The organism is Streptomyces sp. NPDC085596 (assembly GCF_044541565.1).
Taxonomy (GTDB): Bacteria; Actinomycetota; Actinomycetes; order Streptomycetales; family Streptomycetaceae; genus Streptomyces.
The window spans coordinates 225,597-239,056 of record NZ_JBITTC010000007.1 but is presented as its reverse complement, the minus strand read 5'-3'; the positions used below and the strand labels follow the sequence as shown (position 1 = coordinate 239,056).

Genomic DNA, 13,460 nt, shown 5'->3' with positions numbered 1-13,460 from the left:
GGGCGTAGGGGGCAGTCGTAGGGCTCAGTCGTCCGCCAGCTCGGCCACTCCGGTGATCCGGTGCAGGGGGTAGGTGCGGACCTCGTCGGCGGTGTGGTCGTAGGCGGTGACGAAGCCGCCCTCGACGCGGATCGGGGCCACCACGCGCTGGCTGGCTGCGCCGTCGGCGTTGACGTAGCCGATCCAGACGGCCTCGCCGGTCATGACCGCCGCCTGCATGGTGGCCAGGGTGTCGGCGGGGCTGGTGCGGGGGAGGTCGCCGCCGGTGGGCCCCGGGCCCGGAGCCTTGAGCGGGGTGGTGGCCGCAAGGTCGCCGGCGCGGATGGCGCGGACGGCGGCCGTGAGCAGGATGGTGTCGGCCGGCGGCGGGCCCTCCGGCACCGGCTCCGGCGCGGTGCGCGGCGGAGTGCGATGGGCATCGGAGCGGGTGATCAGCACATCGCCCTGGGCGGACTCGGCGGCGGGCGCGTAGCCCAGCGCGCGCAGGCCCTCCAGCAGGGTCGCCGGGTCGCACGGCGCGGCGAGCACGGTCGGGGCGAGGCGGCGCAGCCGCAGGGCGGCGGCGCGCTTGTCGGCGATGATCTCGTTCAGCACGGCGTCGTCGTCGCAGCGGACGTACGCCGAGGCGACGCCCACCCGCAGATGCCCGTGCCTGCGGGCCACGTCGTCGATCAGGTAGGCGAGCGGCTGCGGGACCGGGGTCCGGGAGTGCCGGGCGAGGAAGGCGTGCAGGTCGGCGGCGGTCTGCCCGGCGTCCAGCGCACGACGTACGGAGGCGGGGGTGAACCGGTACACGGTCGCGCCCCCCTTGGACTCCACGTCCGCGAGCACCCCGAGCGTCTCGGCGAGCGGCCGCAGCAGGGGGCCGGGGGCCACCGCGGTCAGGTCGGCCTGGAGCAGGACGTGGTCCAGGGGTTCGGGGAGGAGGGGGGCGAGGAGACCCACGGCGGTGGCCGTGGACTGTCCGGCGGAGGAGAGGGGACGACCGGCGGGGGCCGCGTCGGCGGGGGCGTCCTTGCGCTCGGAGGCCGCGCCCAGCAGGGCCCGGCCATGGCTGGAGAGGGCGCCCCGGCCGGTCACGCCGAGGAGTTCCGCCTCGCTCAGGGCCCAGCGGGCCAGCCGGATACGCAGGTCCTCGGTGCCGTCGCGCTGGGGGGTGCGCAGGGGGCGTTCCCAGGTCAGCCGGGTCAGCACCGCCTCCGGTGCCGGTGCCACGCCGACGGGGAGTTCGGCCAGCAGGGTGAGGACCCGGTGCCGTACCTCGGGCGCGGCCGAGCGGTCCAGGCCCGGACCGAGGGTGGAGAGCGCGCGGTCCTTGATGTCCCGGCCGCCGACCAGCCCGGCCGTGCGGGTGGCCGCGAGCCACGCGGCGGCGAGGCGGCCCCAGCGTTCGGCGACGGGGCGTTCCAGCCAGGTGTCGTAGGCGGGGGTGGGGGCGTAGCGTTCGTCGGCCGCGCCGTCCGAGGCGATGAGGCCGGCGGCGTAGGCCAGCTCGATCCAGAACGCGGCGAGCGGTTCGGGCGCGTCGAGGGCGACGGCGGTCCGCTTCAGGTCGCGCACACTGAGCCCGCCGGCCCTCAGCACGGCGGGACCGCCCTGGTCCCAGTGCTTCAGCAGGTCCTCGATGGTGGCGAGCGCGGTGTACGCCTGCCCGGCCCCTGTCGCGTCCACGATCTGCGGCCCGTGGGCCACGGCCGGTTCCACCGCGGGCGGCGCCGGCTCGGGCACCCGGTGCGCGCGTCCGCCGCGCAGGTGCAGCGCGACCTCGCGGGGCAGCACGACCGTGCCGGGCGCGGTCGGCAGCAGCAGACCCCGGTCGAGCAGCCAGCGCAGATGGGTGGCCGGGTCGGCCGTGACCTGGCCGTACGGCGGCCCCCACATCAGCCGGGTCAGCACCTCGCGGGCGGCTTCCGGCGCCCCGCCGAGCAGCGCGTTCATCCTCTTCCGGTCGGCGAACAGACCGGTGAGCGCGGCGACGGCGGAGACCGGGTCGTGCGTGGAGGGCAGCCCGGCCGTGTTGACGATCTGCTGCACCCGCCCCGGCGACATGCCCGACGTCGCCTCCCGCACGGTCGGGCCGAGCCCGGTGGGGGAGGGGTGCTGGGGGGAGGGCGCCAGGAGTTCGCGGGCGGTGCGTACGAGGTGCAGCCGGTCGTCGTCGCCCCAGATCAGAGCCTGCCTGCGCAGGGCGGCGACGGCGCCGGGCAGCGCTTCGCTGACGGCCGGGTCGCCGTCGTCCCCGGCCAGCAGTTCGTGCAGGGTGTCGTAGGTCGCCGGGTCCGGGGCGATGGCGAGCGCCTGCGCGGTCTGGAGGGCGAAGCGGTCCAGGTGCTCCAGCGCGCGCAGCACCGAGGCACGGGTGCCCGCGCGGGTGGCGAGCTGGGTGAGATCGGTGGGGACGGGCACGATGAGGTCGGGTCGGTCGCGCAGCAGCGCGGCCAGCGAGGCGTCGTCCCGCGCGCGGAGTGCCTCCGCCAGGGACCGGGGGGCTGAAGATGCCTCGGGGCTCATCTGACCCACGTTAGCGGCTGGGGCAAGCGGCGGCCGAGGGTCCCCGGGGGCCGCTCCGTCCGGGTGGGCCGATTGGTGCCGGTCTGCGCTACCTTCTGGGCGGGGTTCCACCGCCGTCGCCCCGGAGGGGTTTTCCGTTGGGGATCGAGAGCGACCAGGTCGTCTACGAGTATCTGAGCCGTGTCGGGGACGTGGCGCAGCAGCGGCAGCTGCCGTCGTCCACGCGGATGCGGCTGGTTTCCGAGCTGCGCAACGAGATCGACCGGCACCGGGCCAGGGCGACGGTGGACAGCCCGGCCGCCGTGCGCCGCATCCTGGACCAGCTGGGCAGCCCGGACGCCGTGGTGCGGGCGGTGGGCGCCGGGGGCGCCGTCCCGCAGCCGCCGCCCACGGCGGTGCCCGTGCAGCCGGAGCCGGAGAAGCCGGAGCGGAGGGCCAGGGGGTTCAAGGCGCTGCGCGCCGCCGTGCCCCGGCCGCGTCCGGCCGAGCCGGGGCCCGCCGTACCGGCGGACGGGGCGTCCCCGCCGCATCTCGCGCCCGCGCACGAACTCGGCGAGTCGCTGACCCGGCCCGACTGGTGGCGGGTGGCGGACGGGCCGTTCGGCGCGGCGGCCGCGGACTCGGTGCCGGGGTTCGTCGGCGGGGTGGAGATCCCCGAGATGCTGCGGCGGCCCCCGAAGGAGATCGAGGAGGAGGAGCGGCCGAAGGAGGTCGTGGCGGAGCCGGTCGAGGTGGTCCCGCGCTCCCGGTTCCGGCGTCTCGTCCCGCTTCCCTCGGCCGGCTGGACCAACCCGCTCCTGCTGCTGGGCGCCGCCGCGCTGCTGGTGGGCGCGGTGCTGGGCAACTGGTTCGCGCTGATCCTCGGCTGGCTCATCGCCTACGGCTCCCGCCGCCTGACCCCTGCCGAGACCAAGTGGGCGGTCCTGGTGCTTCCCGCGCTCGCCGTCGCGGCCGGGGCGACCTACCTCTGGGGCCGCAGCACCGGACACTGGGGCACCCCGGTCGCCGAGGGGCACCTGAGCGATGCCCTGGCCGGGACGTGGCCGTGGGTGGTGCGGGGGGCGGCGGTGAGTTCGGCGCTGTTCCTGCTCTGGCGCTCGCAGCGGAGGCGGTAGTGGCCCCCGGCCGGTCTCTCCGCGCCCCCCACCCGGCACAATGGCCCCCATGCCCGCCCTTCCCTCCACCTCCGCGCCCACCGTCGGCTTCGACCTCGACATGACGCTCATCGACTCGCGGCCCGGCATCCGTGCCTGCTATCTCGCGCTGTCGGAGCGGACCGGGGTGTACGTGGACGCCGACCTCGTGGTGACGCGGCTGGGCCCGCCGCTCGCGGAAGAACTGGTGAACTGGTTCCCGGCCGCCGACGTCCCCGCCGCGGCCGACCTGTACCGGGCGATGTACCCGGAGTACGCCATCGCCCCGACCCCCGCCCTGACCGGCGCCCGCGAGGCGATCGCCGCCGTCCGCGCCGCCGGGGGCCGCACCATGGTGGTCACCGCGAAGTACGAGCCCAACGCCAAGCTCCACCTCGCCCACCTGGGCATGGAGCCGGACGTGGTGGTCGGCGACCTCTGGGCCGAGGACAAGGCCCGCGCCCTGCGCGAGCACGGCGCCCACATCTACGTCGGTGACCACACCGGCGACGTGCGGGGCGCCCGCGCCGCCGAAGCCCTCTCGGTGGCGGTGGCCACGGGCCCGTGCAGCCCGGACGAACTCCGCGAGGCGGGCGCCGACGTGGTCCTCCCGGACCTGACCACTTTCCCGACCTGGCTGGACACCTACGTAACGTCGGCCTAGCGCCACTGATCGGGGCTACGTCGGCCGTGCCGACCCAAGGGGCGCGGGGAACTGCGCGACCAGCCCCCACGGACCGTCAGCCGACCGGCGCCCGGTGCACGCGGATGTACAGCCGACCCCAGCGACCGGCGCCCCGCGCACCCCGAGATACAGCCAAGGTCAGCGACCAGCGCTCCGCGCCTGCCGCCGCCCCGCCGACACCGAGCGGAGCACGCCCGCGCCCGCCGTCAGGAAGCCGACGGCCATCAGCATGCTCAGGCCGAACATGTAGGTCGGGAAGGGCTTGGTGCCGAGGAAGAGTGGGGTCACCGTGACGAGGGTGGCCACGGCGCCGAGGAAGAAGACGATGACTCCGGCGCGGATCAGTCCGTCACCGGGCCCGGCGGAATTCGTTTGGGTTTTGTCACGCACCGGACCAGGGTAGTTCCCAGCGCGAGAGAACAACCGGTGAGCACCTTGTCACCCGCCCGATGACCATTAGCCTTGGTGTCGGCGGGTCATGGTCGACCCGCCGCAGTGCTCCACAGACCCGTTTTCCGAGCTTTTCCCGACGAGTACGAGGACGAGGACAGACGTGCCCACCGGCAAGGTCAAGTGGTTCAACAGTGAGAAGGGCTTCGGCTTCCTCTCCCGCGACGACGGCGGCGACGTCTTCGTCCATTCCTCGGTCCTGCCCGACGGAGTCGAGGCGCTCAAGCCGGGACAGCGCGTGGAGTTCGGCGTCGTCGCCGGTCAGCGCGGTGACCAGGCCCTCTCCGTGACCGTTCTCGACCCGACCCCCTCCGTCGCGGCCGCCCAGCGCAAGAAGCCGGACGAGCTGGCCTCGATCGTGCAGGACCTCACCACCCTGCTGGAGGACATCACGCCGATGCTGGAGAAGGGCCGCTACCCGGAGCGCACCTCCGGCAAGAAGATCGCCGGCCTGCTCCGCGCCGTCGCGGACCAGCTGGACGTCTGACCCGCCGCCGCTACGGAAACGCCAGCGCCCCGGGGCCGAGGGCCGGTACGAGGCCCTCGGCCGCCGCGCGCGTCAGCAGGCCCCGGATCGCCGCGTACCCGTCCTCGCCGAGGTCGGCGGTGAACTCGTTGACGTACAGCCCGATGTGCTGGTCGGCGACGGCCGGGTCCATCTCCTGGGCGTGCTCCATGACGTACGCGCGCGACGCCTCCGGGTCGTCCCAGGCGGCCCGCACCGAGGTCCGGATGGCGTCCGCGAGCCGCTGGAGGGTCTCCGCGCCCAGCGACCGCTTGGCGATGATCGCGCCGAGCGGGATCGGCAGCCCGGTGGTGCGCTCCCAGTGCTCGCCCATGTCGGCGAGCTTGTGCAGCCCGTACTCCTGGTAGGTGAAGCGGGCCTCGTGGATGACGAGTCCGGCGTCCACCTTGCCGTCCCGCACGGCCGGCATGATCTCGTGGAACGGCATCACCACGATCTCCCCGACACCGTCCGGCAGCGTGTCCGCGGCCCACAGACGGAACAGCAGGTACGCCGTCGAGCGCTCGCTCGGCACCGCCACCGTGCGCCCGGTCAATCCCCCACTGCCGAAAGCGTGGGAGGTGCCCCCGGCCCCGGCCTCCCGCGTCAGCACCAGCGGCCCGCAGCCCCGGCCCAGCGCGCCGCCGCAGGGCAGCAGGGCGTACTCGTCGAGGACGTAGGGCAGGACGGCGTACGACACCTTCAGCGCGTCGAACTCGCCGCGCTCGGCCATGCCGTTGGTGATGTCGATGTCCGCGAAGGTCACGTCCAGCGCGGGGGCGCCGGGGACGCGGCCGTGGGCGAGGGCGTCGAAGACGAAGGTGTCGTTGGGGCAGGGCGAGTACGCGATCTGCAAGGGCTCAGTCGTCATGCGTGTTCCAACTCTCCAATGCGGGCGCGAGCTTCCCGAAAGCCCCGGTGAGTGCGGCGAGCGCGTCGCCGATGCGCCAGGCGGCGCGGTCGCGCGGGCCGACCGGGTTGGACACCGCGCGGATCTCCAGCACCGGCACCCCGTGCGCGGCGGCCGCCTCCGCGACCCCGAACCCCTCCATGCCCTCGGCCAGGGCGCGCGGATGACGCGTCCGCAGCTCGGCGGCGCGCAGGGCGGTACCGGTCACGGTGGAGACCGTCAGCACGGTGCCCGGCCGGGCACCGGTGGCCTCCACGGCTCCCCGTACGAGTGAATTCGGCGGCAGGTGGGTGACGGTGCCGAAGCCGAGGTCGGTGACCGGCAGAAAACCGTCCGGCGTCTCGGCGCCCAGATCCGCCACGGTGATCGCGTCGGCGACGACCAGCGAGCCGACGGGCGCCTCTGGCTGGAAACCGCCCCCGATCCCGGCCGAGACGACCAGGCCGTAGGGGGTGCCCGTAAGGGCGGCGGCGGTCAGCGCGGTGGCGGTCGCCGCGGCGGCGCGGGCGGGGCCCACCCCGGCGGCCAGCAGGTCGCAGACGCCGTCCGTGCGCAGCAGGGTCGCGCCGGGCAGCCGTACCTCTTCGGTGGCGCCCGGAAACGCCCGTGCCACCGCGTCCCGTTCGGCCGGGACGGCGGTGGCGACGAGGACGCGCGTACGGGCGTTCACTGGACCGGGAGCCTTAAGTCAGGAGGTCGCCTTCTTGAGCTTGTAGCTCCACAGGCCCTTGGCCGAGGAACCGGTGCCCATCTGGATGGACAGCGTGTTGGTGTCGCCCTGGGTGCCGTACTGGGCGTTGAAGAACGCGCTGCCCGGGATCGTGCTGTACGTCTTCTTGCTGACGTCGGTGAACTGACGGCCGTTGACCAGCAGCACCCAGCCCGCGTCCGCGATCTTCGGGTCGACGCCGACGCGGACCGTGTCGCCGTCCGGGTCCACCGAGATCGTCTTCTCGTCGCCGGCCTTCTTCGCGCATGCCGCGAGGGACTTGGCGGTCAGCGTCTTGTCGCCGTTGTAGCAGAGCGCCTCGGAAGTGACCGAGCTGTCCCCGACGGTGACCGTGGAGACGGGCGTCGGCTTGTCACAGGCCGAAAGGACGAGCAGTCCGGCAGAAACGGCACCGGCGGCGGCGAGCGCCCGGCGGCGTCGCGGGGCGGATTGCAGCGAGGTCATGCCCGAAGGCTATCGGGCACACCTCGCGGGGAGTCCACGTGGGGTACGACACGTCCGCTTCGTCAGGCGACGCGCGGCCGGGTACGGCCCCCGTGGCGGGCGGCGGCCAGCAGCCCCCGGACAGTCGTCAGCCAGCCCACGGCGACCAGGGCGGCGGCCACCGCCAGGCCGAAGGTGCCGTTGAGAGGCATCACGATGCCCACCGCGCCGCCGAACACCCAGGCCATCTGGAGCAGGGTCTCGGAGCGGGCGAAGGCGGAGGTGCGGACCGCTTCCGGCACGTCCCGCTGGATCAGCGCGTCCAGGGACAGCTTGCCCAGCGCCTGGGCGAAACCGGCCACAGCGGCGAGGCAGGCCACCAGGACGGCGCCGAAGAACACGGCGGCCACGACGGCGGCGCCGACGGCGACGGCGACCACGGTCACGATGATGATCTCGGGCGCCTTGGAGCGCAGCCACGCCCCCACGGCCGTACCCAGCGCGTTGCCCGCGCCCGCCGCCACGCCCACGATGCCCAGCGAGACGGCCGCGCTCTCCCCGGCCAGCGGATGCTCGCGCAGCAGGAACGCCAGGAAGAAGATCAGGAAGCCGGACAGACAGCGCAACCCCGCGTTCGCGCCCAGCGCGTGGGTGACGGCGGGCCCGACCGTGCGCAGTCCGGGCCGCTTGCCCAGTTGCCGGCGTTGCGGCCCGTGCAGATGCTGTTCGTCCGCCGCGAGCAGCGCCACGTCCTCGCCCTTGGCCGAATCCACCTTGCGGGGCAGCGAGAACGACAGGAACGTCCCCGCCACGAAGATCACGAACGCGCCGTACAGCGGCCAGGGGTCCCCGACCATCTGGAGCCCCGCCCCGATCGGCGCCGCCACCCCGGTGGCCAGCAGTCCGGCCAGCGTGACCCGTGAGTTGGCCTTCACCAGGGAGAACGCGGGCGGCAGCAGCCTGGGCACGACCGCGCTGCGCACCACCCCGTACGCCTTGGACGCCACCAGCACGCCGAGCGCGGCCGGATACAGCTCCAGGCCGCCGCTCGCCACCGCCCCCGACAGCACCAGCGCCAGCAGTGCGCGGGCCAGCATCGCCCCGGCCATCGCGGCCCGCCGCCCGTGCGGCAGCCGGTCCAGCAGGGGGCCGATGACGGGGGCGAGGACGGTGAAGGGCGCCATGGTGATGGCGAGATAGAGCGCGACCCGGCCACGGGCCTCGTCGGTCGGCACCGAGAAGAAGACGGTGGAGGCCAGCGCCACGGTGATCATGACGTCCCCGGCGCCGTTCACCGCGTGCAGCTCGATCAGTTTGCCGAGGCCCGACTCGCCCGCGCCATGCGCGTGCGTGACCTTGCGGATGCCGCGCGCGGTGCCGGTCACCGGCAGGTGCAGGGCACGGCCGACGGAGCGGACGACACCGCCGACGCGGCCCGAACCGCCGCCACCGCGCCCCCTGTCCGTGGCTGCCACGTGCTTCATAGTGCCCCGGGCGGCCGTCCTATGGGCGGTTTGCGGCCAAGCGAGTCGACGCGGGCTCCCCACGATTTACCGGTCCGGAACCCGCCGGACGGCCGCGGACTGTCCCCCACCACGGGCGACGGGGTAGCGTGCGTATCTCAGCCATAGCGCAGAATGGATGGCAGAGGTGCGCCCGCGCGTGATCGGATGCGGACGTCGATGCGGCCCACAGGTCCGCTCCGTCCGCTTCACCGCCGGAGTGCATCCGCACTCGTAGACGGCGTAGGAGAGAAGCGATACCTGTGAGCGCAGCGACCACGCGAAGCCGCACCCCTGACCGTCTGTGCGCCGAGGCGATCGACCTCGCGCGCACCGCAGCGGAGGAAGCGGCCGCTCCCGGTGTGGTCGGTGAGCACATCGGCCTGGTGTCGGAGGGTGACCGGCTGGTCACCCACTTCTTCGAGTGCAAGGAACCGGGCTACCGGGGCTGGCGCTGGGCCGCCACGGTCGCCCGTGCCTCCCGCGCCAAGATCGTCACCCTGGACGAGGTCGTGCTGCTGCCCGGCCGCGACGCCCTCCTCGCCCCCGAATGGGTGCCGTGGAGCGAGCGGCTGCGCCCCGGCGACCTCGGCCCCGGCGACCTCCTCCCCACCGACGAGGAGGACCTGCGCCTGGAGCCCGGCTTCTCCGGCGAGGAGGAGCCGCCGCCGAACTCCGCGCTGGCCGGGGGCCTGACCGAGCTGGCCGAGCGCGAGGACGCCGACGTCACCCCCGGCAGCCCCGCCGCCCAGGCAGGCGTGCCCGCGCGCGGCTCGATCACGTCGGTCGCCGAGGAACTGGGCATGCGCCGCGCCCGCGTCCTGTCCCGCTACGGCCTGCATATCGCCGCCGACCGCTGGGAGGAGGCGTTCGGCCCCAAGAGCGCGATGGCCCAGGCCGCCCCCGCCACCTGCGCGAGCTGCGGCTTCCTCGCCCCGATCGGCGGCTCGCTGGGCCAGGCGTTCGGGGTCTGCGGCAACGAGTTCTCCCCGGCCGACGGCCGCGTGGTCTCCCTCGCCTACGGCTGCGGCGCCCACTCCGAGGCCGCCGTCATGCCGACCCCGCCCCGCCCGCCGCTGCCCGTGGTGGACGAGACCCGGGTCGACCCGTTCCCGCTCCGCCCCGCCGCCGACTCCGGCTCGGTCACGGCCGAGGGCGACGGCGAAGCGGGGGAACTGGGCCACTCGTAGCGGAGGGGGCCGGGGGCCGGCCGGCCCGCCCGCCCCGCGCGTACGCCGCGAAGGACAGACCGTCAGGTCGCTGTACCTTCGATCTCACGTCGATGATGGAGAGTGAACGTGAGCAAGTACGTGCGGCCCGCGGCCGAAGGCGCCGACCCCTTCGGCACCGCCCGCCTCCGTCGCGGTGTCCTCGACGCCTGGGCCACCAGCCCCGCCCGGTTCCGTGAGGACGCCAACGCCGAGGAGGACCTCGTACTCGGCGGCTACCGGGACCGGCTCGTGGTGGAGCTGGCCCAGAACGCCGCCGACGCGGCCGCCCGCGCGAACACGCCCGGACGGCTGAGGCTCACCCTGCGCGACGGCGTGCTGATCGCCGCCAACACCGGCGCGCCCCTGGACGCCACCGGCGTCGAGTCGCTGTCCACCCTGCGCGCCTCCGCCAAGCGGGAACGCCACGACGGGCACGTCACGGTCGGCCGGTTCGGCGTCGGCTTCGCCGCCGTGCTCTCCGTGACCGACGAGCCCGCGCTGGTCGGGAGGCACGGCGGGGTCCGCTGGTCGCTCGCCGAGTCCCGCGAGCTGGCCGCCGACACCGCCCGGCACAGCCCCGGCCTCGGCGACGAGGTGCGCCGCCGCGACGGCCACGTCCCGCTGCTGCGGCTGCCGTTCGCCGCCGAGGGCACCGCGCCGGACCCGTACGACACCGCCGTCATCCTGCCGCTGCGCGACGCGGCCGCCGCCGGGCTGGCCGAGCGGCTGCTCGACGCCGTGGACGACTCCCTGCTGCTCGCCCTGCCGGGCCTCGAAGAGGTCGTCATCGAGGTGGACGGGCGGGAGCCGCGCACCCTGCGCCGCAGCGCCGAGGACGCCGTCACCGTCGTGGACGACTCCCGCGACGGCATCACCCGCTGGCGCACCATCACCGCCCACGGCCCGCTCGACGCCGACCTCCTCGCGGACCGCCCGGTCGAGGAACGGCTGCGCCCGCACTGGTCGGTGACCTGGGCCGTGCCCGAGGACGGCGAGGGCCGGCCGGTACGCCCCCGCACCGCGCCCGTGCTGCACGCCCCCACCCCCAGCGACGAACCCGTCGGCTTCCCCGGCGTGCTCATCGCGTCCTTCCCGCTGGACACCACCCGCCGGCACACCGCGCCCGGCCCGCTCACCGACTTCCTGGTGGACCGCGCGGCCGACGCCTACACCGAACTTCTCGCCGGCTGGCGGCCGGTGACCGAGGGCGCCATCGACCTCGTCCCCGGCCCGCTCGGCAAGGGCGAGCTGGACGGCGCGCTCCGGCAGGCCGTGCTGGACCGGCTGCCGCGCACCGCGTTCCTGCCTCCGGCGCTGCCCCCGCAGGGCGACGAGGAACTCCCCGAGGCGCTGCGCCCGAGGGACGCCGAGATCGTGGAGGGCGCGGGCGCGGGCACCGTGCGCGTCCTCGCCGAGGTGCTGCCGACCCTGCTGCCCGCGGGCCTGGAGCGCCGCCCGGAGCTGCGCGCGCTCGGCGTGGCCCGGCTCCCGCTCGCCGACGCCGTGGACCGGCTGGCCGGCCTGGAGAAGGAGCCCGAGTGGTGGTGGCGGCTCTACGACAGCCTCGCCGGGGTCGACCCCGAGCGGCTGTCCGGGCTGCCCGTGCCGCTCGCCGGGACCGGCCGGACCACCATCGGCCCCCGCCAGGTGCTGCTGCCCGCGCCGGACACCACCGCGCCGGACGCGGAGGTGCTGGGCAGGCTCGGCCTGAAGATGGCCCATGCGGACGCCGCCCACCCGCTGCTGGAGAAGCTGGGCGCGCTGCCCGCGACCCCGCGCGCGGTGCTCACCACCCCGCAGGTCCGGGCCGCCGTCGCCGCCTCGCTGGACGACGACGGCGGGGCGATGTGGGAGGAGGAGTCCCCGGACGCGGAGGAACTGGCCGACACCGTGCTGGCGTTGGTGCGTGACGCGGGCCTGGAGCCCGGCGACGAGCCCTGGCTCGGCGCGCTCGCCCTGCCCGACGAGGACGGCGAACTCGCCCCGGCGGGCGAACTGGTCCTGCCCGGCAGCCCGTTCGCCCGTGTCATCCGCGAGGACGAACTCGCCGCCGTCGACGCCGAACTGGCCGAGAAGTGGGGCGAACAGCCGCTCGCCGCCTGCGGAGTGCTGGCCGACTTCGCCCTCGTCCGCGCCACCGACGTCGTCCTCGATCCGGACGAACTGGAGCCCCGCGACAGCGACTTCGCCGAACCGGACGACGCCGGACTGCTGGACGCCGTGGACGTGTGGTCCGAGGACATCCTCGACCGCTTCCCCGACAGCCCCGTACCGCCCGTCGCCACCGAACTCGTCGCCGTGCGCGACCTGGACCTGGTGGACGACGACCGCTGGCCCGAGGCGCTCGCCCTGCTGGCCCAGCCCCCGCTGCGCGACGCCCTGATCCAGCCGGTCCGCGTCCTCCTCCCCGACGGCACCCACGAGGTCGTACGGCCGTACACCGCCTGGTGGCTGCGCGGGCACCCGGTGCTCGACGGCCGCCGCCCGGCGGGTCTGCTCGCGGCCGGCGGCGACCCGCTGCTGCGTGGCCTGTACGACGAGGCGGACGCCACCGGCTTCGCCGACGAGCAGGTGCTGCGCGCCCTCGGGGTGCGCACCTCGGTGGCCGCGCTGCTGGACGAGCCCGGCGGCGCCGCCGAACTCCTCGACCGGCTCGCGGACCCCGACCGCCCGGTCACCCCGCTCCAACTGCACGGCCTGTACAGCGCGCTGGCCGAGCTGGACCCGGAGCAGGTGACTCTGCCGGACGAGCTGCGGGCCGTGCGCGACGGGCGGGCGGTCGTGGTGGACGCGCGGGACGCGGTGGTCGTGGACTCGCCCGACCTGCTCCCCTTCGCCTCCGGGGTGCCGCTGCTGCCGGTACGGCCGTCGCTGGCCGCCGCGCTGGCCGAGCTGTTCCAGGTGCGGCGGCTGAGCGAGTCCGTCGCCGGTGCCGTGGACTCCGAGGGCACCGAGCACGAGGTGCCCGAGCCGGTACGGGCGCTGCTCGGCCCGCGCACCCCGGACAGCTATGCCGAGCACGAGGAACTCGTCGTGGACGGCGTCGAGATCGACTGGCGGCTCACCAGGGACGGCGTACTCCACGCCGCCACCCTGGAGGGTGTCGCCGCCGGTCTCGCCTGGGCGGCCGGGCAGTGGCCGCGCCGCTTCGAGGTGGCCGCGCTGCTGGAGGACCCCTCCCGCACCGAGGAGTTGGCGCGGGACCGCTGGTTCGACTGAAGTCCCCTTTCTGACCTGGGGCTTCACTAATTGGTCGCAGGATCTTCGATTCTCGTACAACCGTCGGCACGGATCGCACGTCTGATCGTGTGAGCCAACAGGCTCACACGATCAGACGGGCCTCACCGGGCCGACGCGTCCCACGGGGGACGGCCGTCACGGGGGCCCCATGACGCAGGGG

General features: G+C 74.9%; 11 protein-coding genes. 5 read left to right on the top strand and 6 right to left on the bottom strand.

The window, feature by feature from the left end; translation table 11 throughout:
* Positions 1-24: 24 nt before the first annotated feature.
* The gene (locus tag ACIGA3_RS21775) at positions 25-2,511 is read right to left on the bottom strand and encodes a helicase-associated domain-containing protein (protein WP_399718099.1); all 2,487 of its coding nucleotides are present in this window, start codon (positions 2,509-2,511) and stop codon (positions 25-27) included.
* A gap of 137 nt (positions 2,512-2,648) precedes the next feature.
* On the opposite strand from ACIGA3_RS21775, the gene ACIGA3_RS21770 reads away from it, so the two are divergent.
* Together ACIGA3_RS21770 and ACIGA3_RS21765 are read left to right on the top strand one after the other, a co-directional pair.
* Positions 2,649-3,626: a hypothetical protein gene (locus ACIGA3_RS21770; protein ID WP_399718096.1), complete on the top strand. Its 978-nt coding sequence runs from the start codon at positions 2,649-2,651 to the stop codon at positions 3,624-3,626.
* Between the two features lie 49 nt (positions 3,627-3,675).
* Positions 3,676-4,308 carry an HAD family hydrolase gene (locus ACIGA3_RS21765; RefSeq protein WP_399718093.1) on the top strand — a complete coding sequence of 211 codons (633 nt, stop codon included), beginning with the start codon at positions 3,676-3,678 and terminating at the stop codon, positions 4,306-4,308.
* Positions 4,309-4,467: 159 nt separating this feature from the next.
* Here ACIGA3_RS21765 and ACIGA3_RS21760 read toward each other — a convergent pair whose 3' ends face one another.
* Positions 4,468-4,719: a hypothetical protein gene (locus ACIGA3_RS21760; protein ID WP_399718090.1), complete on the bottom strand. Its 252-nt coding sequence runs from the start codon at positions 4,717-4,719 to the stop codon at positions 4,468-4,470.
* A gap of 163 nt (positions 4,720-4,882) precedes the next feature.
* Between ACIGA3_RS21760 and ACIGA3_RS21755 the strand changes: the two genes are divergently transcribed.
* The gene (locus ACIGA3_RS21755; protein WP_399718087.1) at positions 4,883-5,266 is read left to right on the top strand and encodes a cold-shock protein; all 384 of its coding nucleotides are present in this window, start codon (positions 4,883-4,885) and stop codon (positions 5,264-5,266) included.
* 10 nt (positions 5,267-5,276) lie between these two features.
* Here the strand turns inward: ACIGA3_RS21755 and ACIGA3_RS21750 are convergent, their stop codons facing one another.
* The 4 genes from ACIGA3_RS21750 to ACIGA3_RS21735 all read right to left on the bottom strand — a co-directional run bounded on the left by ACIGA3_RS21750 (position 5,277) and on the right by ACIGA3_RS21735 (position 8,831).
* Entirely contained in the window at positions 5,277-6,155 is an 879-nt protein-coding gene (locus ACIGA3_RS21750; RefSeq protein ID WP_399718085.1) for a 1,4-dihydroxy-6-naphthoate synthase, read from the bottom strand.
* Positions 6,145-6,864 (bottom strand): futalosine hydrolase, encoded by a 720-nt coding sequence (locus tag ACIGA3_RS21745; protein ID WP_399718082.1) that lies wholly within the window; start codon positions 6,862-6,864, stop codon positions 6,145-6,147. The genes ACIGA3_RS21750 and ACIGA3_RS21745 overlap by 11 nt, the downstream gene beginning before the upstream one ends.
* A gap of 18 nt (positions 6,865-6,882) precedes the next feature.
* Entirely contained in the window at positions 6,883-7,368 is a 486-nt protein-coding gene (locus ACIGA3_RS21740; RefSeq protein WP_399718080.1) for a DUF2771 domain-containing protein, read from the bottom strand.
* A 62-nt stretch (positions 7,369-7,430) separates the two neighbouring features.
* Positions 7,431-8,831: an MFS transporter gene (locus ACIGA3_RS21735; protein WP_399718078.1), complete on the bottom strand. Its 1,401-nt coding sequence runs from the start codon at positions 8,829-8,831 to the stop codon at positions 7,431-7,433.
* A 281-nt stretch (positions 8,832-9,112) separates the two neighbouring features.
* On the opposite strand from ACIGA3_RS21735, the gene ACIGA3_RS21730 reads away from it, so the two are divergent.
* Both ACIGA3_RS21730 and ACIGA3_RS21725 read left to right on the top strand, forming a co-directional pair.
* Entirely contained in the window at positions 9,113-10,039 is a 927-nt protein-coding gene (locus tag ACIGA3_RS21730) for a DUF3027 domain-containing protein (RefSeq protein WP_399718075.1), read from the top strand.
* A gap of 108 nt (positions 10,040-10,147) precedes the next feature.
* On the top strand, positions 10,148-13,279 hold the full coding sequence (locus ACIGA3_RS21725) for a sacsin N-terminal ATP-binding-like domain-containing protein (RefSeq protein WP_399718072.1): 3,132 nt from the start codon (positions 10,148-10,150) through the stop codon (positions 13,277-13,279).
* Positions 13,280-13,460 lie beyond the last annotated feature (181 nt).

Coding starts and splice junctions, on each gene's coding strand:
- ACIGA3_RS21775 (WP_399718099.1), bottom strand. CDS start 2,511: ATGAGCCCCGAGGCATCTTCAGCCCCCCGGTCCCTGGCGGAGGCACTC.
- ACIGA3_RS21765 (WP_399718093.1), top strand. CDS start 3,676: ATGCCCGCCCTTCCCTCCACCTCCGCGCCCACCGTCGGCTTCGACCTC.
- ACIGA3_RS21750 (WP_399718085.1), bottom strand. CDS start 6,155: ATGACGACTGAGCCCTTGCAGATCGCGTACTCGCCCTGCCCCAACGAC.
- ACIGA3_RS21740 (WP_399718080.1), bottom strand. CDS start 7,368: ATGACCTCGCTGCAATCCGCCCCGCGACGCCGCCGGGCGCTCGCCGCC.
- ACIGA3_RS21735 (WP_399718078.1), bottom strand. CDS start 8,831: ATGAAGCACGTGGCAGCCACGGACAGGGGGCGCGGTGGCGGCGGTTCG.